We start from the raw sequence: 23,779 nt of genomic DNA, 5'->3' as shown, positions 1-23,779 counted from the left end.
CCGGTCCGGTCGGTTTTTTCTGATCCTTCAGGGCCTGGATCAAGTCAGCGTGCGAAGGCGAGCCTTGGCGGCGCGGCCGATCGCGGCGACGGTCAGCGCGTCGAGATCGAGCTGGCGGCGGATGAGCTGCAGCACCCGCACCTCCTCCATCCGCATTTCGAGGTCGATAGCCGCAACCTCGAAAGCGGCGGCATAGGCGGTGTCGTGGAGCCGCTCAGGCAGCGCCTCGGCGACGCGCGTCAAGACACCTTCCAGCCCGTCCTTTTCATGCAGCGTCTTCTGGCAGTCCTGGGCGACGCCGACCACTCGGTCGTCGTTAAAATCCTCGAACACCGGCCACGTGCGGACGACGTCACCAATCCGCGCCAGTTCGACATCGGTCATGTCGCGGTCGGACGCCGAGGTGATGACCATCAGATAGATCAGGGCTTCATGCGGTGACAATGGCATTCACAACTCCTCGAAACGGCTTCCGAACGTAGGAACGCGGTATCTGTGCCGCAAGGAAAAAGTGCTGCGATCGTTGACGCTACGGTCAGGCACGCCTAGAGACCGGTTGAAAAAACCTCTTCCGGCCCCCTTTCTTGCGGCGACGCCGGCGAATGATTTGGAAAACAGTGACATGACGGGATCAAACATCATCGATCTCAATCCCGAGGTGCTTGCGGCAGCGGCCGAAAGCAAAGCCTGGCCGTTCGAGGAAGCCAGGAAGATCGTTGAGCGCTACAAGGGCACCGACTTTCCCGAGACCGTGCTGTTTGAGACCGGCTATGGTCCGTCGGGGCTGCCGCACATCGGCACTTTCGGCGAGGTCGCACGCACCTCGATGGTGCGTCACGCCTTCCGCGTCCTCACCGGGGACATGGTCAAGACCAAGATCTTGTGCTTTTCCGACGACATGGACGGCATGCGCAAGATTCCAGACAACGTCCCCGATCGCGCCGCACTCGAGCCGCACCTGCACAAGCCACTCTCATCCGTTCCCAATCCTTTCGGCGGCGACTATGCGAGCTTCGCAGACCACAACAACGCGATGCTTTGCCGCTTCCTTGACACGTTCGGCTTCGACTACGAGTTCGCCAGCGCGACGGAATACTACAAGGCTGGCCGTTTCGACGAAGTTCTGCTGCGCGCCGCCGAACGTTTCGACAAGATTATGGACGTGATGCTGCCGACGCTCGGCGAAGAGCGTCAGGCGACCTACAGCCCGTTCCTGCCGATTTCCCCCAAAAGCGGGCGCGTGCTTTACGTACCCATGAAGCATGTCGACGCCAAGGCCGGCACCATCACCTTCGATGATGACGGTACCGAGACAACGCTTTCCGTGACTGGCGGCAAGGTGAAGCTGCAATGGAAGCCGGATTTCGGCATGCGTTGGGCGGCGCTCGGCGTTGATTTCGAAATGTTCGGCAAGGACCACCACACGAATGCGGTGATCTACGACCGTATCTGCAACATCCTGGGCGGGCGGGCGCCGGAGCATTTCGTCTATGAGCTGTTCCTGGACGAGAACGGCCAGAAGATTTCGAAGTCGAAGGGCAACGGGCTGACCATAGACGAGTGGCTCACCTATGCGCCGACCGAAAGCCTCGGGCTCTACATGTACCAGCGGCCGCGGCAGGCCAAGAAGCTCTATTTCGACGTCATTCCGAAGGCGGTGGACGAGTATTACGCCTTTCTGTCCGGCTATCGCCGGCAGGAGTGGAAGGAGCGGCTGGGAAATCCCGTCTGGCACATGCATGACGGCAATCCGCCCGTCGTCGACCTGCCGGTGTCGTTCGGGCTGCTGCTCAATCTGGTCAGCGCCTCGAACGCCCAGAACAGGGATGTGCTGTGGGGGTTCATTTCGCGCCATACATCGGGCGTGACGCCGACGACCCACCCCGAGCTCGATCGGCTGACCGAATATGCGATCCGCTATTTCGACGATTTCGTGAAGCCGGCCAAGGTGTACCGGGCTGCCGACGCGATCGAGCGCGAGGCGCTGACGAAGCTCTCCGAAGCGCTCGCCGCATTGCCGCCAGACGCCGATGGCGAGGCGATCCAGAATGCCGCTCTCAACGTCGCGCGCAAGATCGAGCGCTATCAGGACCATTCGAAGCAGAGCCCGGAAGGCGGGCCGGGCGTTTCGGTCGCCTTCTTCCAGATGATCTACCAGGTGCTGATCGGACAGGAGCGCGGCCCGCGCTTCGGGTCCTTCGCGGTGCTCTATGGCATTGCAGAAACCCGCGCCCTCATTCAGAAGGCGCTGGCTGGTCAGCTGGCGGCGTAGCCGTCGTCTCCGACGGATCGAGAATCGGCTGCGATGTGGCCGCGACAGGGGCTGGTGCCGGAGGCAGGCCGGAGAGACTGGGCGCCGGCCCGAAAATCCCCTTCCGCGCCGTACGCGCCTTCTCACCGGCCTCGACGTAAGGGCCGCCGTTGGCGGCACGCGCCCAGCCGTTTTCGATCAGCCACTGGCCGACATCCTGGTTGCCAACCCGGCATTCGGCGGCGATCAGGTCGCGACCGCCCTCGGGCGGCACCGTGCAGACCACCGCCCGGCCGCGCAGGAAGGCACGGAATGCCGTTCGCGCCCGGGTACCGCACGTCCACGACTTGCCGTCGTCGGTGCAAGTCTCGTCCTGCCCGACGATGTCGATACCCGAAACCGCGACCGAGTAGCCGTTGGCCTCGATCACCCCTGCGGCCAGCGCAACAGGCTGGAACAGTTTTGTCCCGTTCCAGTCGTCGGGCATTTTCGTTTTGGGCGGCCTGGGCGGTGCAGCCAGCGCCAGGTCACTCAGCGGCGCGCGCGGCTCGACCCGTTCAAGCTCTTCGGCCTGAAGCTGCGGCGGCGCGACGACCTCGGGATCGACGGCCCTGGAATGCGCCTCCGGCGTTGCCGCCTCGGGGCGTGGGATCGCGGCGGTGGCGGACGCTTCGGATTGCGCCGCCATGCCGGCCTGCGCCAACGCTGCGACGCGGTCATTTTCGCCATGGGGCAGGGCGCGGCCACCGACGACGATCGCGGCCGCGATCGCCAGGATCGTCAATACCGCGGCGGCTGCATGAAGCGGACGCACCGGCGGCCCTACTGGCTTGCCCAGACAATTCGCGCCACCCATTCGACATCACGCATGGGGATGTCGCGGTCCGGATGGTCGGGATTGAGCGAGATCAGCACGATCGAGCTCGCCGTCTGACGGTCCAGAACCTTGGCCATCACCTCGCCGGCATTGGTTTTGACGACGACCCGGTCGCCCTTACGGGTGGCAGCGCCCGGCTCGACGATCAGCACGTCGCCGTTGCGGTAGAGCGGCAGCATAGAATCGCCCTGGACCTGCAGCGCGTAGGAGGTCTCGGTCGCTCGCGCCGGAAGCTCGACCAGGTCCCAGCCCTGCCCTGCCGGAAAGCCGGCATCGTCGAAGAAGCCGCCGGCGCCGGCCTGGGCGAAGCCGAGCAGCGGCACCGAAGACCTCTGCGCGGGCAGGTATCCAGGGGCGAGCTTGCCCCGGCCTTCGACCAGCCCCGTGAATTCGTCGAGCGAGGCGCCTGTCGCCTCGATGATCTTGGCCAGCGATTCGGTCGACGGCCAGCGCGGCCGCCCGTCCGAGGACAGTCGCTTCGACTTGTTGAAGGCGGTCGAATCAAGCCCCGCGCGCCTTGCCAGCCCGGAGGCCGAAAGCGAATAGCGCTCGGCGAGAGCGTCGATGGCGGCCCATACGCGGTCATGCGAGAGCACTTTTTGCTCTCCTTCAAACAGGAAAAAATACCTTCCTCTTTCTAGTCCTCGATCACTGATTTGTCCATCGGCCGCGCCAGACATAGATCGGGTTGCGTCAGGCTGCCTTCTTTACCTCGCCCTTCGCGTAAGGATCGAAGCGCTGGTAGAAGGTCTCGCCCTTCTCCGCCATGTCTAGCAGCAGCTTGGGCGCCTTGAACTCGGCGCCATATTTTTTCTGCAGGACCTTGGCAATCTTGATGAATTTCTTCGCGCCGATGCCGTCGATGTAAGACAGCGCGCCGCCGGTAAAGGGCGCAAAGCCGAAGGCGAGGATCGAGCCGACATCGGCCTCGCGCGGATCGGTGACGATGCCTTCCTCCATCACCCGCGCCGCCTCCAATGCGATGGTGACCAGAAGCCGCTGCTTCAGTTCGTCATAGTCGACCTTCTCCGGCGCAAGCTGCGGATAGAGATCCTTCAGGCCCGGCCACAGCTTCTTCTTGGCAGGCTTTTGCGGATAGTCGTAAAAACCCTTGCCGTTCTTGCGGCCGAAGCGACCATGCGTGTCGACCAGCGTGTTGATCAGCGCCATCTGCTTCGGGTCGACCGCCTTTTCGCCGATATCCCTGATGGTCTGCTTCATGATCTTCTGGGCAAGGTCGATCGCCGTTTCGTCGGTCAGCGCCAGCGGACCGACCGGCATGCCGGCGGCCTTCGCCGCATTCTCGATCATCGGCGCCGGGACGCCCTCGATCAGCATCTTGTAGGCTTCCGACATGTAGCGCAGCACGCAGCGGTTGACATAGAAGCCGCGCGTATCGTTGACGACGATCGGCGTCTTCTTGATGGCACGGACGAAGTCGATCGCGGTAGCCAGCGCCTTGTCGCCGGTCTTCTTGCCGAGGATGATCTCAACCAGCATCATCTTGTCGACCGGCGAGAAGAAGTGGATGCCGATGAAATTCTTCGCCCGCGCCGAATTCTTGGCCAAAGCTGTGATCGGGATGGTGGAGGTGTTGGAGGCGAAGATCGCCGACGGCTTCAGCACGGCTTCCGCCTGTTCGGTGGCGCTCTTCTTGACGCCCGAATCCTCGAACACCGCCTCGACCACCAGGTCGCAGCCTGCGAGGTCGGCATAGTCCGCTGTCGGCGTGATCAGCGACAGCAGCCTGTCCTTGTCCTCTGGCTTGGCGCGGCCCTTCCTGACCTGATCCGAGATCAGGCTGTCCGAATGCGCCTTGCCCTTGGCGGCGGCATCCATGTCGCGATCGAGCAGAACCACCGGTATGCCGGCCTTGGCCGTGGCATAGGCGATGCCGGCGCCCATGAAGCCGGCGCCGAGCACGCCGATCTTCCTGAATTTGGTTTCCGGCACGCCGGCCGGGCGGCGCGCGCCCTTGTTCAGTTCCTGCAGCGACACGAACAGCGAGCGGATCATCGCCGCCGCTTCCCGGGTCTGCATGATCTCGGTGAAATAACGCTGCTCAATGCGCAAGGCGGTGTCGAACGGCACCAGCAAGCCTTCATAGACGCATTTCAGGATGGCGGCGGCGGCAGGATAGTTGCCGTAGGTCTCGCGGCGCAGGATGGCGATGGCCGGCGGCCAGAGATTGGCGCCGGCCACCGAATAGATAGGGCCGCCGGGCAATTTGAAGCCCTTTTCGTCCCACGGCGCCACCGGTTTCAAGCCATTTTTGATCATGGCCTTGGCGGTCTCGACCAGCTTCCGCGGCTCCGCGATCTCGTGGATCAGGCCCATCGACTTGGCCTTCTGCGGCGACAATGTCTGGCCGGAGGTCAGCATCTGCAGCGCCTGCTGCTGGTCGGTCAGCCGCGGCACGCGCTGGGTGCCGCCGGCGCCTGGGAAGATGCCGATCTTCACTTCGGGAAGCGCCATCCTGACTTTGTCGGAATCGGCCGCGACACGGCCATGGCAAGCGAGCGACAGCTCGAACGCGCCGCCCATGCAAGTGCCGTTGATCGCCGAAATCCATGGCTTGCCCGAGGTTTCCAGCTTGCGGAACAGGCCGGTCATGTACCCGGCATTGTCGAACAGCGCCTTGGTCGCCTTTTCGACGTCCTTGCCCTTTTCGGCGGCGAAGGTCGTCAGCATCTTCTGCAGCATGGTGATATCGGCGCCGCCGGAGAACGTATCCTTGCCGGAGGTAATGACCGCGCCCTTGATAGCCGCTTCGCTCGCCACCTTGTCGACGATGGCGTTCAGTTCCAGCATCGCCTCTTCGGTGAAGACGTTCATCGAGCGATCCGGCATATCCCAGGTGATCAGCGCGATGCCGTCCGCGTCGATGTCGAGGGTGAAATTGGTGTAGTTCATCTTTTCTATCCCCGTCAGACGCGTTCGATAATGGTGGCGGTGCCCATGCCGGCGCCGATGCAGAGCGTCACCAGCGCGGTGTTCAGGTCGCGGCGCTCCAGTTCGTCCAGCACCGTTCCGAAGATCATCGCGCCGGTGGCGCCGAGCGGATGGCCCATGGCGATGGCGCCGCCATTGACGTTGATCCTGTCGTGCGGAATGTCGAACGCCTGCATGTAGCGCAGCACCACCGAGGCGAAAGCCTCGTTGAGCTCGAACAGGTCGATGTCCGACAGTTTCATCCTAGCGCGCTTCAACAGCTTCTCGGTCACGTCGACCGGACCGGTCAGCATCAGCACCGGCTCCGAGCCGATGTTGGCGAATGCACGGATACGTGCACGTGACTTCAGGCCGAGCGTCTTTCCTGCTTTCTTCGAGCCGAGCAGGACGGCGGCCGCGCCGTCGACGATGCCCGAAGAATTGCCGGCGTGATGGACGTGGTTGACCTCCTCCACCTCGGGATGCTTCTGCACCGCGACGGCATCGAAGCCGCCCATTTCGCCAGGCATGATGAAAGACGGGTTGAGTGCCGCCAGCGACTGCATATCGGTCGAAGGCCGCATGTGCTCGTCATGATCGAGGATGGTCAGGCCGTTCTGGTCCTTGATCGAGATCACCGAATTCTTGAAGCGGCCTTCGCCCCAGGCTTTGGCGGCGCGCTTCTGGCTTTCGACCGCATAGGCGTCGACGTCGTCGCGCGAAAAGCCGTATTTCGTGGCGATCAGGTCGGCCGAGATGCCTTGCGGCACGAACCAGCCCGGCAGGCCGACCGAGGGGTCCATGAACCAGGCGCCGCCGGATGCGCCCATGCCGACGCGCGACATCGATTCGACACCGCCGGCGATGACGATCTCGTCGGCGCCTTGCGCGATCTTGGCTGCACCGAAATTGATGGCGTCCAGTCCCGAGGCGCAGAAACGCGAGATCTGCATGCCGGGCGCCGAAGTCGCATAGCCGGCCTCGAAGGCGGCGGCGCGCGGAATGACAGACCCCGCCTCGCCGACCGGATCGACGCAGCCGAAGATGATGTCGTCGACGGTGCCGGTGTCCAGCCCGTTGCGGTCGCGGATCGCCTGGAGCACCTTGGCGCCGAGCCGCACCGCCGGCACCTCGTGCAGCGAGCCATCCTTCTTGCCCTTGCCGCGCGGCGTGCGCACGGCGTCGTAGACATAAGCTTCGGCCATTTTTCTGCTCCTTGGGTTTGCTGAGTGCCGCTCAAAGAGAGCGCCCAATCAGCAATTTCATGATCTCGTTGGTGCCGCCGTAGATGCGCTGGACGCGGGCGTCGCGGAACATGCGGGCGATCGGGTATTCATTCATGTAGCCATAGCCGCCATGCAATTGAAGGCATTCGTCGACGACTTTTCCCTGCAGGTCGGACAGCCAGTATTTGGCCATCGAGGCCGTCACCGGGTCGAGACCGCCATTGATATGGCGGGCGACGCAGTCATTGTAGAAGACGCGGCCGATGGTCGCCTCGGTCTTCAGTTCGGCGAGCTTGAACTGGGTGTTCTGGAAATCGATGATCGCCTTACCGAAGGCCTTGCGCCCCTTGACGTAGTCGATGGTCAGCGCCAGCGCCCGCTCGACCATGGCGATGGCGCCGGTGCCGATCTGCAGCCGCTCCTGCGGCAATTGCTGCATCAGCTGGACGAAGCCCTGGCCTTCCTCGTGGCCGAGCAGATTGGAGGTCGGCACGCGCATATCGTTGAAGAACAGTTCCGACGTGTCGTTGGCCTTCAAACCGATCTTGTCGAGGTTGCGGCCGCGCTCGAACCCTTCCACCTCGTCGGTTTCGACGACAATCAGCGACGTGCCCTTGGCGCCCTTCTCCGGATCGGTCTTGGTGACGACGATGATGAAGTTGGCGAGCTGGCCGTTGGTGATGAAGGTCTTCGAGCCGTTGACCTTGTATTGGTTGCCATCCTTCTCGGCTCGCGTCTTGACGCCCTGCAGGTCGGAGCCCGCGCCGGGCTCGGTCATGGCGATGGCGCCGATCAGCTCGCCGGTCGCCAGTTTCGGCAGCCATCTCTTCTTCTGCTCTTCGGAGCCGTAGTGGAGGATGTATGGGGCAACGATCGAATTGTGCAGGCCGATGCCGAAACCGTCGACGCCGACATGGCCGATTGCCTCGATGATGGCGCTCTCATGCGCGAATGTCCCGCCCGAACCGCCATATTCCTCCGGCATCGAGGCGCAGAGCAGGCCGGCCGCGCCTGCCTTCAGCCAGCTCTCGCGGTCGACCATCTCGTTCTTCTCGAACTCGTCGTAGCGCGGCGCGATCTCCTCCGACATGAAACGGTGCGCCATGTCGTAGAGCATGCCGACCTCATCCGCCGCCCAGGCGGGCTTGGGGAGGCCAAGGATTTCAGCTGGGCTGGTCATGTTATTCCTTCCCTGGCGTCGACGTTCTCCTCCCCCTCGAGGGGAGGGTGGCCGCGAAGCGGCCGGGCGGGTCGCCGATGACGTGCTCGACCTTATCTTTTATAACCTGCGCCATATGATGATCCTCCTGCCAGGGCACATCAGTGGAGCGGACGCCGGCGCACTGCCGCTATGCCCCTCCCCTCAAGGGGAACGTCGAACCTAGAACGCTTCCGCCGGCAGTGCCATCAATGTATCGGCGCCGCTGGAAATGCGGGCAAGATGCGCCGACGTCTCCGGCATGATCCGTTCCATGAAGAAGCGCGCCGTCACCAGCTTGCTGTCGTAGAAAGCCGAAGACCCATTGGCGCCATTCGCAAGCTTCGCGCCAGCCGCCTTGGCCATCTGCGCCCACATGTAGCCCAGGGCCACCAGGCCGAAGAGATGCATATAGTCGGTCGAGGCGGCACCGGCGTTGTCGGGCTTGGCCATGGCGTTCTGCATCAGCCACGTCGTCGCCGCCTGCAGATCGTTGAGGCCCTTCTTCAGCGCCTTGGTGAAGGGCGCCATCTTCTCATCGGCGCGATTCTCCTCGCAGAACTCGCCGACCTCCTTGAAGAAGGCCTGCACGGCGCGGCCGCCATTCAAGGCCAGCTTGCGGCCGACGAGATCGAGCGCCTGGATGCCGTTGGCACCTTCATAGATCATGGCGATGCGGGCATCGCGCACGAACTGGCTCATGCCATGCTCTTCGATATAGCCATGGCCGCCGAACACTTGCTGCGCCATCACGGCGTGGTCGAAACCCTTGTCGGTGAGCACGCCCTTCACGACCGGCGTCATCAGGCCGGTGTAGTCGTCGGCGGCCTGGCGGTCCTTGTCGCCACTGGCGGCGCGGTGGGCAATATCGGACTTGATCGCCGTCCATAGCGCCAGCGCGCGACCGGCCTCGTTAAAGGCCTTCATGGTCATCAGGCCGCGGCGAATGTCCGGGTGGACGATGATCGGGTCGGCCTTCTTGTCCGGCGCCTTCGGCCCGGATAGCGAGCGGCCCTGCAGGCGGTCCTTGGCATAGGAGACCGCGTTCTGGTAGGCGACTTCGGAGAGCGAAAGCCCCTGCAGGCCGACGCCGAGCCGGGCCTCATTCATCATCGTGAACATCGCCTTCAGCCCGCCATTGGCCTCGCCGAGCAACGTCCCTTCAGCCTCGTCATAGTTCATGACGCAGGTCGAATTGCCATGGATGCCCATCTTCTCCTCGATCGAGCCGCAGGAGACGGTATTCTTGTCGCCCGGACTGCCCTCGGCATCAAGCTTGAGTTTGGGCACGATGAACAGCGAAATGCCCTTCACGCCTTCCGGCGCGCCCTCGATGCGGGCGAGCACGAGATGGACGATGTTGTCCGACATGTCGTGCTCGCCGGCCGAGATGAATATCTTCTGGCCAGAGATCTTGTAGGTTCCGTCACCGTTCGGAACCGCCTTGGTGCGCAGCAGGCCGAGATCGGTGCCGCAATGCGGCTCGGTCAGATTCATGGTGCCGGTCCAGATGCCCTCGACCAGCTTCGGCAGCCAGGTCGCCTTCTGCTCGTCGGTACCGTGGGTGATGATCGCCGCGATCGCGCCCTGCGTCAGGCCGGGATACATCATCAGCGACATGTTGGCCGACACCATATATTCGGAAACCGCGGTGTGCACCGTGTAGGGCAGGCCCTGCCCGCCATATTCGACGGGTGCGGCCAGCCCCATCCAGCCGCCCTCGCGATACTGGTCGAAGGCTTCCTTGAAGCCTTTCGGCGTCGTCACCGAACCGTCGTCATGGCGCACGCAGCCTTCCATGTCGCCGACGCGGTTCAGCGGCTGCATGACATTTTCGGCGAGCTTGGCGCCCTCGGCGAGGATGGCCTCGACCACGTCCGGCGTCGCATCGGAAAAGCCCGGAAGATTGGAATAGCGCTGGTAGCCCAGCACCTCGTTCAGCACGAACAGCGTGTCCTGGACCGGCGCCCTATAGATCGGCATGCTTTTCCTCCACCATGCGGACTTGGCTCCGAAATCAAGCCCCCAAAAATGATGTGGAGACAGCATGCGGACCAATGTTCAGGTCGGGATAGCAAAAATTGACGTTTGCGTAAACGTCAATTTTTTGATGCGACAAATTTTCCCGGCACCTCGCCCGGGAACGTAGCGGCGCAACGCCCTTGAAGCCGGTGCGGAACAGATTGAAATAGCTTCTTCCCCGACGCAGCCGGAAGACAACGCAAAGAGCCGCGCGGCAAAGCCACGCGGCTCTCATTCGTCAGAAGGCCGTTCACCGGAAGCCGGCGAGGCCGAATTATCCGGCGGCGCTGGCCTGCGGCGCCGAACGCTCGACCAGCATCTGGCGCACCGCCGCCATCGAGTTGCTCAACTCGTTGATGGCGTCTTCGATCAGCGCCCGCTGCTTCTGCAGGCGGGCAAGCTGCTTCTCCGACTTGTCGAGCGCCAGCCGCAACTGCTTGGTGTTGGAGCCGGTCGGGTCGTACAGGTCCATCATCTGCTTGACGTCGCGCAGCGAGAATCCGACCTTGCGGCCGAGCAGGATCAGCTTCAGCCTCGCCTTGTCGCGGCGCGTGTAGAGACGGGTCGAGCCGTCGCGTTGCGGATTGAGAAGGCCCTTGTCCTCGTAGAAACGCAGCGTGCGCAGCGTTACTCCGTATTTCTTGGCCATCTCGCCGATGCGGACAAGATCCTCTCCGGCTTTATCAGACATATCATTGGTATTGGCCGCGGCTTCGCCGGGCGAAACAAGTTTCATGGTCACTGGCTTCCCCGTCTGGTGGCGTCGCGGTCCCGGACCTTGCGTCGCCTGAGTGGAAGCAGGGGCGTGCTCCCAGTCGTGGTTTCAACAAACAAAATCGCAAACGGCACGTCTGTGCACCTTTTACGTTTACGTCAATTCTATACCGATAGCCGCCTCACGAAGCAAGGGCGTTGTGCTGGAGGAACTTTTTGCCGCATCCGCCAGCGCATGACCCGGCGGCGTTTAGGTGGTCCGCCAACAAGTTGCAACTTCTTAAGTTTGGTTAACGCGTTGTTTACCACGTTGGGCGAAATGTGCGCATGTCGGTTACCCGTGTTTATCCTGTAGCGAATTTTTCACGGTTTTTCGGAGCGCGGGTGAACCCCGGGAAGTTCGTCTTCCACCGCAGCAAAGCCGCGCGGCCGCCTTCGTTTCCGGCAGGACTTTGGGAAACTGGTCATAAACCAGCAATAGACGGACCCAGTAATTCTGAAACGGGCGCATCGATGAACAGCAAGCGGTCCTATCTCGATACACTCAACGCCGGCAGGCAGCGCAGGTCACACACCACGCTTGAACAGCTCAACCGTTCCCTGGAAACACTGGAGCAGCGGCTGGAGCGCACGCGCGAGGACATAAGCGAGCGTCCCGATCCGCGCCGGCCGGGCGCGGATCCGCGCTATGCCAGCGCCCGGCCCTATGAGGATCCGCTCCCCGCGCGGCCGCCGAAAAGCCCGGCGCCGGCTGCCTTCGACCAGAACTATCAGGCGATCGCCCGCGACATCGACCGCGTGCGCGGCCAGGAAGACGGCGTCGCCGTGGTCGGCAAGATCGCCGGCGAATTGCGCGGTCTGCGCGAGGAACTGCGCCACCAGATGACCGCCGGCCTGCAGCGCGAATTCGAAGCGCTGCGCAGGGACATCGAGCGGGCCTTCCAGGCAAGCGCTCAGCCGGGCGGCCAGTCGGGCGGCAGCAAAGGCAGCGCCGAACTCGGCGTCGAGTTCGAGCGGCTTTCCGGCGCCATCCAGACTCTGGCCGAAAAGAGCGACGACAGAAGCGTCAACATGCTTCGGCTCGAACTGGAGCAGGTCAAGGCAGCGCTCGATACGCTGGCGCGCGAGGAGAGCGTGCAGGCGGTCGGCCGTCGCTGGGACGATTTCGACCGCCGCTGGACCGCTTTCGAGGACCGCGTCGATGCTGATCAGCGCAAGCGGTCGGACGCGCCCGGCCTTTCGATGCTGACCGACCGGCTCGAACAGATCAGCAATGCCGTCAACAATCTGCCGGAATCGCTGTCGCTGCGTTCACTCGAAGACAAGGTCCGCACGCTTGCCAGCGCCGTCGATCATTTCGCCAATCAGCAGGACAATCGCGGCAGCGGTACATTCGGCATGATCGACGAGCGGCTGGACGAGATTTCCCGCGCCATTGTCGCCTCGACCGTCGTCGCGCAGGCCAATTCGTTCGACCCGGAACCCTTCGAGCGCATCGAAAAGCGGATCGCCTCGCTTGCCCAACAGATCGAGGAAGTCACGCAGGTTCCTCCGAGCGGCGAGGTCATCGATCGCCTCAACATGCTGTCGAGCCGGGTCGACGATCTTGCCGGCCGGGCCAATCTGCCTGTGCAGGCGATGGAGCGGCTCGACAAGCAGATCGCGCTTATTGCCGACAAGATCGACAGGGCACCTGCCATGCCGGATGCAGACTATATTTTCCAGGGGCTGGAACAGCGTTTCGACATACTGTCCGGCATGCTGGAGCGCCGCCAGGGCGACGCGATCGAACAGGGCAACATGCTGTTTCGCGATCTCGAGCGCCGGCTGGACGAAGTCGCCGACAGACTGGACCAGCGCATGCCGCAGTTCGACGGCTCCGGCATCATGGACGCGATCGACGCCCGTTTCAGCGCGCTGGCCAAGCGCATGGAAGTGCATGTTCCAGATCCCGCGGGCGAAGCGGCGATCCGTGGCCTGGAAAGCCGGCTCGAGGACATTTCAAACCGACTGGATTCGTCCGCGGCTCAAGTCGCCGGCATCGACCCGGCCCTGATCCGCAGCCTGGAAGCGCAGGTCGCGGGTCTGTCGGCGCATCTTTCGAAACCCGGCACGCCACTGCCGGAGTTCGAGGACATCAGCCCGCGTCTAAATGAGATCGAGAAATCACTGGCTGGAACCCGCGATTCCATCCTCAGCGCGGCGCGAGAGGCAGCCGAGAGCGCCGTCCGTTCGCTGGCCGACTCCAGCGCCAACACGGCGGCCGTTTCCGGCCTCGCCCAGGATCTGAAGACGCTGGAAGCACTGACGCGCCGTTCCGACGAGCGCAATTCGAGGACTTTCGAGGCCATCCACGACACGCTGCTCAAGATCGTCGACCGACTGGGATCGCTGGAAACCAGCGAGCCGACCGACGTGGTGAGCGAACTTCTGAATGCGCAACCGGCCGCGCCGGACAGCTGGCGCGGCGCGCGATCGTCAAAGATCGCCGTTCGGAACGCGCCGTCCATGGATATCGACCAGCCACTGCCGCTGACGGGAGACATGGCCGACCTCGACAGCCGTGCCGCTGCCATCATGCGCAATGAACCAAGCCCGCGCACGCCGGCCGAAGCCGCTGCGGCCGCGGCGATGGCGGCGCTTGGCTCCGACACGTCACCAGAGAGAAGCGAGCAGAGCGGCGGCCGGAAGTCGATGCTCGGCGGACTGGCGCGCGCCTTCAAGGGCAAGAAGGAGGCGGACGTTCCGCCGCTTGCCGGCTTGGCGCCTGATGTCGAGATACCGAGTGCCGATCTCGACGAGCCGCTGGATCCGAAGCTTGCCAACCGGCCGCTGGAGCCCGGCTCCGGCCCACCCGACCTCAACGCCATCATGAAACGCGTGCGCGACGAACGCGGGCCGCCCGTCAGGGCCGGCGATGCCGATGCATCAAAATCCGACTTCATCGCCGCAGCCAGACGGGCGGCGCAAGCGGCCGCCGCCGAGGCCGAGATTCTCAAGCGGCAATCGACGAAGAGCGGCCCGGTGAAGGCGCTCAGGATCGGCGACCTGCTCAAGGCGCGGCGCAAGCCGATCCTGATGGCGGCCGCCGCAGTCATGCTGGCGCTCGCCGGCCTGCAGCTGGGCAAGGCCTTTTTCTCCGACCCCGTCGAAATAGCCAGCAACGACGCGGCGCCGATTGTGGCCACGCAGCCGGCGGATACCGCGTCGGCCGATGTCGTCAGCGAGCCGAAGGCGGATACGCAAACCGCAGCGCAGAACAGCGAGCCGGCCCGCGCCGTCAGACAGGCAGAACCCTCCGAACCGGTAGCCGAGGACGACATGCCGGCGCAGACCGTCGTCGCCGCACCGATGGACGCCAAAACGCCGATGGGCACTGGCCCTGAGGCCGAACCTGTTCCTGCGCCCATGGCTTCTACGGCGTCGCCTGATCCGGCGACGGACGCAACAGTCTCGGCATCTGGAGAACCGGATACCGACCCAGTGGCCGCAGCGCCGGCCAACACCGCGGCCGCCCGGGATACGACCCCGGACATGACCGGCACGGTTATACCCGCGGATGCTTCGACAGCGACAACTGCCAAGATGGACATCCCAGCCGACGCCGGCCCGGCGGCCTTGCGTGCGGCAGCGGCCGGCGGCGACGCCAAGGCGTTGTTCGAGATCGGCTCGCGCTACGCTGAATCGCGCAGCGTCAAACAAGACATGGCTGCGGCCGCCAAATGGTATGAGAAGGCCGCCGAGCTCGGCTTTGCACCGGCGGAATACCGCATCGGCAATTTCTATGAGAAGGGCATCGGCGTCGCGCGCGATGTCAAGAAGGCGAAGACCTGGTACCAGCTCGCCGCGGAGCAGGGCAACGCCAGCGCCATGCACAATCTCGCCGTGCTCTTTGCCATGGCGGCGGACGGCGTGACCGACAATGAATCGGCCGCGCACTGGTTCCAGGCCGCCGCCGATCTCGGCGTCAAGGATAGCCAGTTCAATCTCGGCATCCTGGCGGCGAAGGGCGTCGGTATGAAGCAGAATCTCGAGGAATCCTACAAATGGTTCGCCCTCGTCGCCAAGACCGGCGACAAGGACGCGGCCGCAAAGCGCGACGAGATCGCCAATGCGCTCAGGCCCGAGCAGCTCGAACGCGCACGCGCCGCCGCCGAACTGTGGAAGGCAAAGCCGCTCGATCCTGCGGCCAATTCGGCCGACATTCCCGAATCGTGGCAGGACGGCACGCCGCAAACGACCGCCAGCATCGACATGAAGAAGGCCGTTGGGAACATCCAGCGCATTCTCAACAAGAACGGCTATGAGGCCGGCAATGCCGACGGTGTAATGGGCCAGAAAACCAAGAACGCCATCATGGCTTTCCAGACCGACAACGACATGAAGGCGACGGGTACGGTCGACGAAAAACTGGTCAAAGCGTTGCTTGCGCGCAAATAACGGCAGATGCGTCGTTTACACGACGCCCTTGCCACACATTTGCCTGTTAACTGATTGAGTTGTTTTTTGTTTCGGCGGCGCGGAGCAGTTTGACTTCGCCGTCCTGCCGGCGCAAGAACAATTTAGCTTTTTGGCGCAAGATGCCCGCAACGGTTGCATTCGCCTGGGGGCAAACTGATCGAGACTGACGGGTGGGCATCTATCTCCCGATCGCGGAAATTTCCGTCAACATCTTCGTGCTGCTGGCCATGGGCGCGGCGGTGGGCTTCCTGTCGGGCATGTTCGGAGTGGGCGGCGGCTTCCTTATCACGCCGCTGCTGATCTTCTACAACATACCGCCGGCGATCGCGGTCGCCACCGGCGCCAACCAGGTCATCGCCTCCTCCTTCTCCGGCGCATTGTCGCATGTGAAGCGCGGCACGCTCGACTTCAAGCTGGGCGGGGTGCTTTTGGCAGGCGGCGTCGTCGGATCGACCGGCGGCATCTTTGTCTTTGCCTTCTTACGCCGGCTTGGCCAGCTCGACCTGTTCATCTCGCTGCTCTATGTCGTGCTGCTCGGCACTGTCGGCGGGCTGATGCTGGTCGAGAGCGTCAATGCGCTGCGCGCAACCCGCAGCGGCGCGGCACCGGTGCTGAAGAAATCCGGTCAGCACAACTGGATCCACCGCTTGCCGCTAAAAATGCGGTTCAGGGCCTCGAAGCTTTTTGTTAGCGTCATCCCGGTACTCGGGCTGGGCGCAGGCATCGGCTTCCTGTCGTCGATCATGGGCGTTGGCGGCGGCTTCATCATGGTGCCGGCGCTGATCTATCTCTTGAAAGTGCCGACCAACGTCGTCATCGGCACCTCGCTGTTCCAGATCATCTTCACATCGGCCTACACCACGCTGGTCCACGCCACCACCAACCAGACGGTCGACGTCATGCTCGCCTTCCTGTTGATGGCGGGCGGCGTCGCCGGCGCGCAATACGGCGCCAAAGCCGGCCAAAGGCTGCGTGGCGAGCAGCTCAGGGCGCTGCTGGCACTGCTGGTGCTGGCGGTCGCCATCCGGCTGGCGATCGACCTGTTTGTAACGCCGCCCAACCTCTATTCTCTGTCCGGCGTGGATCTGACCTGATGGCAGGCTTGAGGGCGTTCTTGGCCGTTGCCTCGCTGTCGCTGTTTGCTGCCTCGTCACCGGGAAAGGCGCAGACGCCGCCGACCGAAAACATCCAGATCGGCCTGTCCACCGATCATGTCTCGATCACCGCCGGCTTTTCCGGTGCCGACCTCACCATCTTCGGCTCATTGGAAAATGCCAACCCGCTCGTCGCGCGCCAGGGGCGCTACGACGTCATCGTCGTGCTGGAAGGCCCAGCCCGGCCCGTCGTCGTGCGCCGCAAGGACCGGGTGCTCGGCGTCTGGATCAACCTGGAGTCCGAGACGTTCGAGAATGTGCCGGTGTCCTATTCGGTGGCGACGACGCGCCCGCTGCAGGACGTCACCGATCCCAACAGCTACAAGCAACTGTCGCTCGGCGCCGCCAACATCTACATGCAGCCGGCCGATGACACCGACAGTCCGGCGACGATCCAGGAATTCACCGCAGCGCTGCGCGACCGCAAGTCTGCGACCGGCCTCTACAGCGAGAATGTCGGCGGCGTGCGGTTCCTGTCACAGAACCTGTTTCGCGCCACTGTCAGGCTTGCCCCCAATGTTCCGGTCGGCACCCACAAGGCCCGCGCGTTCCTGTTCAAGAGCGGCCTGTTCATCAAGGAAAGCTCCGCCCAGCTCGAAATCCGAAAGTCCGGTTTCGAACAGTCGATCTTCCGCGTCGCCCACGACTATTCCTTCCTCTACGGTATCTTCGCCGTGTTGCTGGCCATGCTGACAGGTTGGCTCGGAAGGCTCGTCTTCCGGAAAGACTGAAGCTCTCATAAAAGTGGTTTCCCTTTTCAGGGGCATGCGATAGATCGCAACCCCGGCTTGGCCGTACACAAGCTATTGCTCCCCCAAAATCACCAGGACATTTGCGATGCGACCAGCATTCGGCGGTATCGACTTCGGCACTTCGAACTCCACCGTGGGTGTGGTCAGGAACGGGCAGCCGAGGCTCGTGGCGCTGGAAGACGGCCAGGTTACGCTGCCCAGCGCCGTGTTCTTCAACTTCGAGGACAACCGCACCACTTTCGGCCGCCGCGCCATCGCCAACTATACCGACAGCGTCGAAGGCCGCCTGATGCGCTCGCTGAAGAGCGTGCTCGGCAGTTCGCTTGTCCATGAGAAGACGCGGATCAAGGCACGGTCGATCGCCTTCACCGAGATCATTGGCCTGTTCGTCGGCCATCTCAGGAAAAGGCTGGAAGAGGATGCCGGCGATGTGGTCGAGAGTGTGGTGCTCGGCCGGCCGGTGCAGTTCGTCGACGACGATGCCGGGGCCGATGCCAAGGCCGAAGGTGAGCTCGAAAACGCGGCCCGCATCCAGGGCTTCAAGCATATTGCCTTCCAGTTCGAGCCGATCGCGGCGGCGCTCGACTACGAGCAGAAAGTGGTGCGGGAAGAACTGGCCCTGATCGTCGACATGGGCGGCGGCACCTCCGATTTCTCGATCGTGCGGGTCTCGCCGCAGCGTGCCCGCTCCCTCGATCGCAAGGGCGACATTCTGGCGAGCCGAGGCATCCACATCGGCGGCACCGATTTCGACCGGCTGTTGAGCATCGCCCACGTGATGCCGCAGCTCGGCTATCTCTCGCCGACCAAGGACGGCAAGCGCAACTTGCCGGCCAGCTACTTCATCGACCTGGCGACATGGCAGCGCATCAATCTGGTCTACACCGCCCGGGCGATGACGCATCTGCGCCAGATCCGCTACGAGGCGGAACGCGCCGACCTGGTCGACCGTTTCATCCACATCGTCGAGCATCGCTACGGGCATGCGCTGGCCGCCTTGGTCGAAAAGGCCAAGATCGCGCTGACGGAGCAATTGTCCGCCGATGTCGTGGTCGCGCTGCCGGGGGTGGAATTCGCAGCCGAAATCACGCGCGCCGGGCTCAACGCCACGATCGCCAGGGACATAGAACGGGTTACTGCCACTGTTGGTGAGACCCTCCGTGACGCCCAGGTGAAACCGTCCGCCATCACCGCGGTGTTCCTGACCGGCGGATCGACCGCGATCCCGCTCGCCAGGCAGCAGATCCTGGCCTTGGTGCCGCAGGCGTCCATCGTCGAGGGCGACATGTTCGGCTCGGTCGGGCTTGGCCTGGCGCTCGACGCGCAGCGGAAATTCGGCTGACTTCTGCCTACCCCGGAACGGTCTCGCCAGCCTTCGCACTGAGATGCGCCTTGAGCGCCATCTGGGCCAGGCTTGCCTGCCGGTCACGATGCGTGATCATGGCGAAATCGCGCTTCGGCAAGTCGATCGGCACGGACCGCAAGCTGCCTTCGGCAACCGCGCGCGCGACGACGAGCTCCGAAATGATGGTGGCGCCAGCACCGGCCTCGACTGCCTGGCGGACTGCCTCGTTGCTCGGCAGCACCAGGAATATCTGCAGGTCCGCGAACGAGATTCCTTCGCGGCGGGCAAGGTCTTCCAGCACCTCGCGCGTGCCCGACCCGCCTTCCCTGATGATCCAGCGAAGCCCCTTGATGTCGGGATGTCCGCACGAGACTTCTGCGATTTCGGGATGCGAATGCGCCACGACTAGCATCAGACGATCCACATCGAGCTTGGCGCGCCGCAATATGTCGGATTCGGTACGCCCCTCGACCAGGCCAAAATCGGCCGTGCCGTCGAGGACATTGGTCTCGACCTGTCTGGTGTTGCCGATGGTCACGCTCAGCCTGACGGCGGGATAGGCGTCGTGGAAGGAGGCCAGCCGGCGCGGCAGCCAGTAGCTGGCGATGGTCTGGCTGGCAGCGATCGAAAGGCTGCCGGTGATCGTCTGCGAGACGTGCTTCAGCACATTATGAGCGGCAGCAGCCCGCTCGAGAACGGCCTTGGCCTCGGGCAGGAACCTGCGACCGGTCTGCGCAAGCTCGATGTTGCGGCCGACCCGGTTGAACAGTTGGACACCGTGCTGCTGTTCGAGCGAGCGGATGGCAGCCGACGCCGCCGATTGGGAAATGCCCAGCAGCTCGGCCGCCTTGGTCATATGTCCTCGTTCCGCGACGGCAACGAAAATCCGCAATTGGTCCAGGGTCATGAGAGGATTAAGAAACAAATTCGATTGGAATTACAAGAGCAACTTGTTAGACAGATCAATTGCTTTGTTCTAAATTTTTGAGGGAAATTGGAAAAATATCGCGGCTAAGCAGTAGAGGATAGAAAGTGGTCGGGCGGTTCAAATCCCTTTTTGCCCATTGGACCCGCAGCCTGCGGCGCCGGCTGACCGGCGACCGCTACCACCCGGAAGAGCACTACATGCGCGGTCCCGGGCCGAAGACGAGAGCCAAATCCACGGACCGCAAAAGCACCAGATCATGAGCCACGGAGCGCTGCGCGGCGCCAATTCCGCACCGTCCCAACGGCCGCTAGCCGACACGCGTGCGCCCGACGAAGGCGACGGCGTCGACACTTCGCCTGACGTCTCCGACAGCATCGCCAAGACTACCTGCTACATGTGCGCCTGCCGCTGCGGCATAGACGTCCACATCAAGGATGGCAAGGTCCGCTACATCAACGGCAACAAGGACCATCCGGTCAATCGCGGTGTGCTCTGCGGCAAGGGCAGCGCCGGCATCATGCAACACTACAGCCCAGCCCGGTTGAAGAAGCCGCTGCTGCGCACCGGTCCGCGCGGCTCGGGAGAGTTTCGCGAAATCGAGTGGGAGGAAGCATTTTCCATCGCCACGGAGCGGCTTTCAAAAATCCGCCGGACCGATCCAAAGCAACTCGCCTTCTTCACCGGGCGCGACCAGTCGCAGTCGCTAACCGGCTGGTGGGCAAGCCAGTTCGGCACACCAAATTTCGCCGCCCATGGCGGCTTCTGCTCGGTCAACATGGCGGCCGGCGGCCTCTATACGATCGGCGGCTCGTTCTGGGAGTTCGGCGAACCCGACTGGGACAACACCAAATACTTCATGTTGTTCGGCGTTGCCGAGGACCACGATTCCAATCCGATCAAGATCGGCCTCGGCAAGCTCAAGGCGCGCGGCGCCAAGGTGGTCTCGATCAATCCATGCCGCACTGGCTACAACGCCATTGCCGATGACTGGATCGGCATCCGGCCGGGCACCGACGGCCTGCTCGTGTTTGCCCTCATCCATGAACTGTTGAACGCCGGCCGCGTCGACCTCGATTATTTGCTGCGTTACACCAACGCCCATGGCCTCGTCATCCAGGAGCCGGATGCTGCTGACGACGGCCTATTCGCGCGCGACGGTGAGGGCAATCTTCTGGCTTGGGACAGAGTGGCGAAGACGCCGGTCAAGGCCACCGATGCCGATGCAAAACCGGCGCTCACCGGCAGCTTCACGATCGGTGGTCGCCGCTGCGTGCCGGTGTTCCAGCTCATCGCCGACCGCTACCTGCACGAGAGCTATTCTCCCGATGCGGTCGCCGAACGCTGCGGCATTTCAGCTGACACCATCCGCCGGATCGCCGCCGAACTGGCGCATGTCGCTTTCGAACAGGCGATCGAGCTGCCGATAGCGTGGACCGACTGGGCTGGCCGCAAGCACGAGACGATCAAGGGGCGGCCTGTGTCGATGCATGCAATGCGCGGCATCTCGGCCCATTCGAACGGCTTTCACACCTGCCGTGCTATCCACCTGCTGCAGGTGCTTCTCGGCACGGTGGACGTGCCGGGCGGGTTCCGCTTCAAACCGCCCTATCCCCGTTCGGCGCCACCGGGGCCGAAGCCCGCGGGAAAGACCGTCAGGCCGATGACGCCGCTGGAGGGCATGCCGCTCGGCTTTGTCTGCGGCCCGGACGACCTGTTGGTCGACGAGGCCGGCACGCCTCTTCGCATCGACAAGGCCTATTCCTGGGACGCGCCGCTCGCCGCGCACGGGCTCATGCACACCGTCATCCGCAACGCCTGGGCCGGCGATCCCTACAAGATCGACACGTTGATGATGTACATGTCCAACATGGCCTGGAACTCGTCGATGAACACCGTCGAGACGATGGCGATGCTGACCGACTGCGACGAGGCCGGCAACTACAAGATCCCGTTCATCATCTATTCCGATGCCTACTATTCCGAGACCGTGCCGTTCGCCGATCTCGTGCTTCCCGACACCACCTATCTCGAGAGGCATGACTGCATCAGCCTGCTCGACCGGCCGATCAGCCATGCCGACGGGCCGGGCGACGCCATCCGCCATCCCATCGTCGAGCCGGACCGCGACGTCAGGCCGTTCCAGTCGGTGCTTATCGAGCTCGGCGCGCGGCTCGGCCTGCCCGGCTTCGTCGATGACGACGGCGCGGCCAAATACCGCGACTATGCCGATTACATCGTCAATCATGAGCGCACGCCGGGCATCGGCCCGCTTGCCGGTTGGCGCGGCAGGGACGGAACCTCGATCGGCAAAGGCGAGGCCAATCCCGATCAGCTTCAGCGCTACATCGACAATGGCGGCTTCTGGCATCACGATTTCGCTGACGACCAGCGCTACTACAAGATGGCCAACCGTTCCTATCTCGCCTTCGCCGAGAGCATGGGCTTCATCCCGAAAGCCGAGCCGATCGTCTTCCAGCTTTATTCCGAGCCGATTCAGCGGTTTTGCCTCGCCGCGCGCGGCCATGGGCGGGTGCTGCCGCCGGAAGCGGAGCGCAGCCGCATCGAGACCTATATGGACCCGCTGCCGTTCTGGTACGCGCCGTTCGAGGAAGCCACTGCCGACACCCAGACCTACCCACTGCATGCGCTGACGCAGCGGCCGATGCACATGTATCATTCCTGGGGCTCGCAGAACGCCTGGCTGCGGCAGATCACCAGCCAGAATCGGTTGTTCGTGCACAACCGGACCGCCGCCGGGCTCGGCCTTGTCGATGACGACTGGGTTTGGATCGAGAGCATCAACGGCAAGGTCAAGGGACAGATCAAGCTGGTCGACGGCGTCAACGCGGACACGGTGTGGACGTGGAATGCCATCGGTAAGCGGCGCGGCAGTTGGGGTCTGAAGGACAATGCTGCCGAATCCAATCGCGGCTTCCTGCTCAACCATATCATCGGCGACCAGACTTCCGCTGACGCCAATGGCAAGCGCTATTCGAATTCGGACCCGGTCACCGGCCAGGCGGCATGGTTCGACCTCAAGGTGCGCATCGTCAAATGCGCGGCTGAGGAAGCCGGCTTCACGGAGCCGCAGTTCGAACGGTTCCAGCAGCCACCGCGTTTCGAGCCTTCGCCGGACAAGCTCAGTTTTGGCGCCGAGTTCCGCATGAAAAGAGAAGCTGCCGAATGACCTGCCTTCCCACCCATACCGACAGGAAGCTCGGCCTGGTCATCGACCTCGACACCTGTGTCGGCTGCCAGGCCTGCGTCACCGCCTGCAAGGAATGGAACACCGGCGGCCACATGGCGCCGCTGACCGACATCGATCCCTATGGCGGCAATGTCGACGGGGTCTGGTTCAATCGCGTGCACAGCTATGAGCACACGACCGAGATGGGTGGGCGCACGGTCAACTTCCCGCGCTCCTGCCTGCATTGCGAGACGCCGGCCTGTGTCATCGTCTGCCCGACCGGGGCCTCCTACAAACGGGCCTCGGACGGCATCGTGCTGGTCGACGAGGACAAGTGCATCGGCTGCAAACTGTGCAGTTGGGCGTGCCCCTATGGCGCGCGCGAATTCGATACCGATGTCGGCGTGATGAAGAAATGCACGCTCTGCGTCGACCGCATCTACAACGAAAATCTGGCGGAAGAAGACCGCGTGCCGGCCTGCGTTGCCGCCTGCCCGACCAGCGCCCGGCATTTTGGCGACCTTGGCGATCCCTCGTCGGCAGTGTCGCAACTGGTGGACGAGCGTGGCGGTGTCGACCTGATGCCGGAACTCGGCTATCGTCCGACGAACAAATACCTGCCGCCGCGCGCCCAGACACAGCGCGCCGCATCGGTGCCGGCGCCAGCGCTCGGGCCGGTGCGGGCCGAAGGCGGCTTCCTCGGCTGGGTCGACCGCATGCTTTCGCACTGACT

Annotated in this window: 16 protein-coding genes; 7 read left to right on the top strand and 9 right to left on the bottom strand. The window is 63.4% G+C overall.

Annotation, left to right across the window (positions count from 1 at the left end; translation table 11 throughout):
* Positions 1-39: 39 nt before the first annotated feature.
* Complete coding sequence (locus EJ066_RS11335) at positions 40-450, bottom strand: tellurite resistance TerB family protein (protein ID WP_126037807.1); 411 nt, start codon at positions 448-450, stop codon at positions 40-42.
* Positions 451-622: 172 nt separating this feature from the next.
* On the opposite strand from EJ066_RS11335, the gene EJ066_RS11330 reads away from it, so the two are divergent.
* A complete protein-coding gene (locus EJ066_RS11330) occupies positions 623-2,272 on the top strand; it encodes a lysine--tRNA ligase (RefSeq protein ID WP_126037804.1) in 1,650 nt (549 codons plus the stop codon).
* Here EJ066_RS11330 and EJ066_RS11325 read toward each other — a convergent pair.
* The 7 genes from EJ066_RS11325 to EJ066_RS11295 all read right to left on the bottom strand — a co-directional run bounded on the left by EJ066_RS11325 (position 2,235) and on the right by EJ066_RS11295 (position 11,241).
* Complete coding sequence (locus EJ066_RS11325) at positions 2,235-3,065, bottom strand: thermonuclease family protein (protein WP_126043825.1); 831 nt, start codon at positions 3,063-3,065, stop codon at positions 2,235-2,237. The genes EJ066_RS11330 and EJ066_RS11325 overlap by 38 nt on opposite strands.
* An 8-nt stretch (positions 3,066-3,073) precedes the next feature.
* A complete protein-coding gene (locus EJ066_RS11320; RefSeq protein ID WP_126037800.1) occupies positions 3,074-3,724 on the bottom strand; it encodes a helix-turn-helix transcriptional regulator in 651 nt (216 codons plus the stop codon).
* Between the two features lie 97 nt (positions 3,725-3,821).
* Complete coding sequence (locus EJ066_RS11315; RefSeq protein ID WP_126037797.1) at positions 3,822-6,041, bottom strand: 3-hydroxyacyl-CoA dehydrogenase NAD-binding domain-containing protein; 2,220 nt, start codon at positions 6,039-6,041, stop codon at positions 3,822-3,824.
* A gap of 14 nt (positions 6,042-6,055) precedes the next feature.
* Positions 6,056-7,264, bottom strand: a complete 1,209-nt coding sequence (locus tag EJ066_RS11310) for an acetyl-CoA C-acetyltransferase (RefSeq protein WP_126037794.1) — start codon at positions 7,262-7,264, stop codon at positions 6,056-6,058.
* Positions 7,265-7,295: 31 nt separating this feature from the next.
* Positions 7,296-8,465, bottom strand: coding sequence for an acyl-CoA dehydrogenase family protein (locus EJ066_RS11305; protein ID WP_126037791.1), 1,170 nt, complete (start codon positions 8,463-8,465; stop codon positions 7,296-7,298).
* Positions 8,466-8,666: 201 nt separating this feature from the next.
* Positions 8,667-10,466 carry an acyl-CoA dehydrogenase gene (locus EJ066_RS11300; protein ID WP_126037788.1) on the bottom strand — a complete coding sequence of 600 codons (1,800 nt, stop codon included), beginning with the start codon at positions 10,464-10,466 and terminating at the stop codon, positions 8,667-8,669.
* Positions 10,467-10,779: 313 nt separating this feature from the next.
* Positions 10,780-11,241 (bottom strand): MerR family DNA-binding transcriptional regulator, encoded by a 462-nt coding sequence (locus EJ066_RS11295; protein ID WP_126043824.1) that lies wholly within the window; start codon positions 11,239-11,241, stop codon positions 10,780-10,782.
* A 491-nt stretch (positions 11,242-11,732) separates the two neighbouring features.
* Between EJ066_RS11295 and EJ066_RS11290 the strand changes: the two genes are divergently transcribed.
* The 4 genes from EJ066_RS11290 (at position 11,733) to EJ066_RS11275 (ending at position 18,928) form a co-directional block, all read left to right on the top strand.
* Positions 11,733-15,659, top strand: coding sequence for a peptidoglycan-binding protein (locus EJ066_RS11290; RefSeq protein ID WP_126037784.1), 3,927 nt, complete (start codon positions 11,733-11,735; stop codon positions 15,657-15,659).
* 191 nt (positions 15,660-15,850) lie between these two features.
* Complete coding sequence (locus EJ066_RS11285) at positions 15,851-16,774, top strand: sulfite exporter TauE/SafE family protein (protein ID WP_126037781.1); 924 nt, start codon at positions 15,851-15,853, stop codon at positions 16,772-16,774.
* Positions 16,774-17,565: a TIGR02186 family protein gene (locus EJ066_RS11280; protein WP_126037778.1), complete on the top strand. Its 792-nt coding sequence runs from the start codon at positions 16,774-16,776 to the stop codon at positions 17,563-17,565. The genes EJ066_RS11285 and EJ066_RS11280 overlap by 1 nt, the downstream gene beginning before the upstream one ends.
* Positions 17,566-17,671: 106 nt before the next feature.
* Positions 17,672-18,928: an Hsp70 family protein gene (locus tag EJ066_RS11275; protein ID WP_126037775.1), complete on the top strand. Its 1,257-nt coding sequence runs from the start codon at positions 17,672-17,674 to the stop codon at positions 18,926-18,928.
* 7 nt (positions 18,929-18,935) lie between these two features.
* On the opposite strand, the gene EJ066_RS11270 is transcribed toward EJ066_RS11275, so the two are convergent.
* Complete coding sequence (locus tag EJ066_RS11270; protein WP_126037772.1) at positions 18,936-19,838, bottom strand: LysR family transcriptional regulator; 903 nt, start codon at positions 19,836-19,838, stop codon at positions 18,936-18,938.
* A 277-nt stretch (positions 19,839-20,115) separates the two neighbouring features.
* Here EJ066_RS11270 and EJ066_RS11265 point away from each other — a divergent pair, with 277 nt between their 5' ends.
* On the top strand, positions 20,116-23,046 hold the full coding sequence (locus EJ066_RS11265; RefSeq protein ID WP_126037768.1) for a molybdopterin oxidoreductase family protein: 2,931 nt from the start codon (positions 20,116-20,118) through the stop codon (positions 23,044-23,046).
* Positions 23,043-23,777 carry a 4Fe-4S dicluster domain-containing protein gene (locus EJ066_RS11260; protein WP_126037765.1) on the top strand — a complete coding sequence of 245 codons (735 nt, stop codon included), beginning with the start codon at positions 23,043-23,045 and terminating at the stop codon, positions 23,775-23,777. Before EJ066_RS11265 ends, EJ066_RS11260 begins: the two co-directional genes overlap by 4 nt.
* Positions 23,778-23,779 lie beyond the last annotated feature (2 nt).

It is taken from the genome of Mesorhizobium sp. M9A.F.Ca.ET.002.03.1.2 (genome assembly GCF_003952365.1).
In the GTDB taxonomy this organism is placed as follows: domain Bacteria; phylum Pseudomonadota; class Alphaproteobacteria; order Rhizobiales; family Rhizobiaceae; genus Mesorhizobium.
The sequence above is the reverse complement of the archived record's forward strand: the minus strand, read 5'-3'. Positions and strand labels throughout refer to the sequence as shown.

Excerpts from the sequence above, each read along its gene's own strand:
- EJ066_RS11315 (WP_126037797.1), bottom strand. The coding sequence starts at position 6,041 with ATGAACTACACCAATTTCACCCTCGACATCGACGCGGACGGCATCGCG.
- EJ066_RS11280 (WP_126037778.1), top strand. The coding sequence starts at position 16,774 with ATGGCAGGCTTGAGGGCGTTCTTGGCCGTTGCCTCGCTGTCGCTGTTT.
- EJ066_RS11305 (WP_126037791.1), bottom strand. The coding sequence starts at position 8,465 with ATGACCAGCCCAGCTGAAATCCTTGGCCTCCCCAAGCCCGCCTGGGCG.
- EJ066_RS11335 (WP_126037807.1), bottom strand. The coding sequence starts at position 450 with ATGCCATTGTCACCGCATGAAGCCCTGATCTATCTGATGGTCATCACC.
- EJ066_RS11260 (WP_126037765.1), top strand. The coding sequence starts at position 23,043 with ATGACCTGCCTTCCCACCCATACCGACAGGAAGCTCGGCCTGGTCATC.
- EJ066_RS11290 (WP_126037784.1), top strand. The coding sequence starts at position 11,733 with ATGAACAGCAAGCGGTCCTATCTCGATACACTCAACGCCGGCAGGCAG.
- EJ066_RS11275 (WP_126037775.1), top strand. The coding sequence starts at position 17,672 with ATGCGACCAGCATTCGGCGGTATCGACTTCGGCACTTCGAACTCCACC.
- EJ066_RS11265 (WP_126037768.1), top strand. The coding sequence starts at position 20,116 with ATGAGCCACGGAGCGCTGCGCGGCGCCAATTCCGCACCGTCCCAACGG.
- EJ066_RS11295 (WP_126043824.1), bottom strand. The coding sequence starts at position 11,241 with ATGAAACTTGTTTCGCCCGGCGAAGCCGCGGCCAATACCAATGATATG.
- EJ066_RS11300 (WP_126037788.1), bottom strand. The coding sequence starts at position 10,466 with ATGCCGATCTATAGGGCGCCGGTCCAGGACACGCTGTTCGTGCTGAAC.
- EJ066_RS11310 (WP_126037794.1), bottom strand. The coding sequence starts at position 7,264 with ATGGCCGAAGCTTATGTCTACGACGCCGTGCGCACGCCGCGCGGCAAG.
- EJ066_RS11330 (WP_126037804.1), top strand. The coding sequence starts at position 623 with ATGACGGGATCAAACATCATCGATCTCAATCCCGAGGTGCTTGCGGCA.
- EJ066_RS11270 (WP_126037772.1), bottom strand. The coding sequence starts at position 19,838 with ATGACCCTGGACCAATTGCGGATTTTCGTTGCCGTCGCGGAACGAGGA.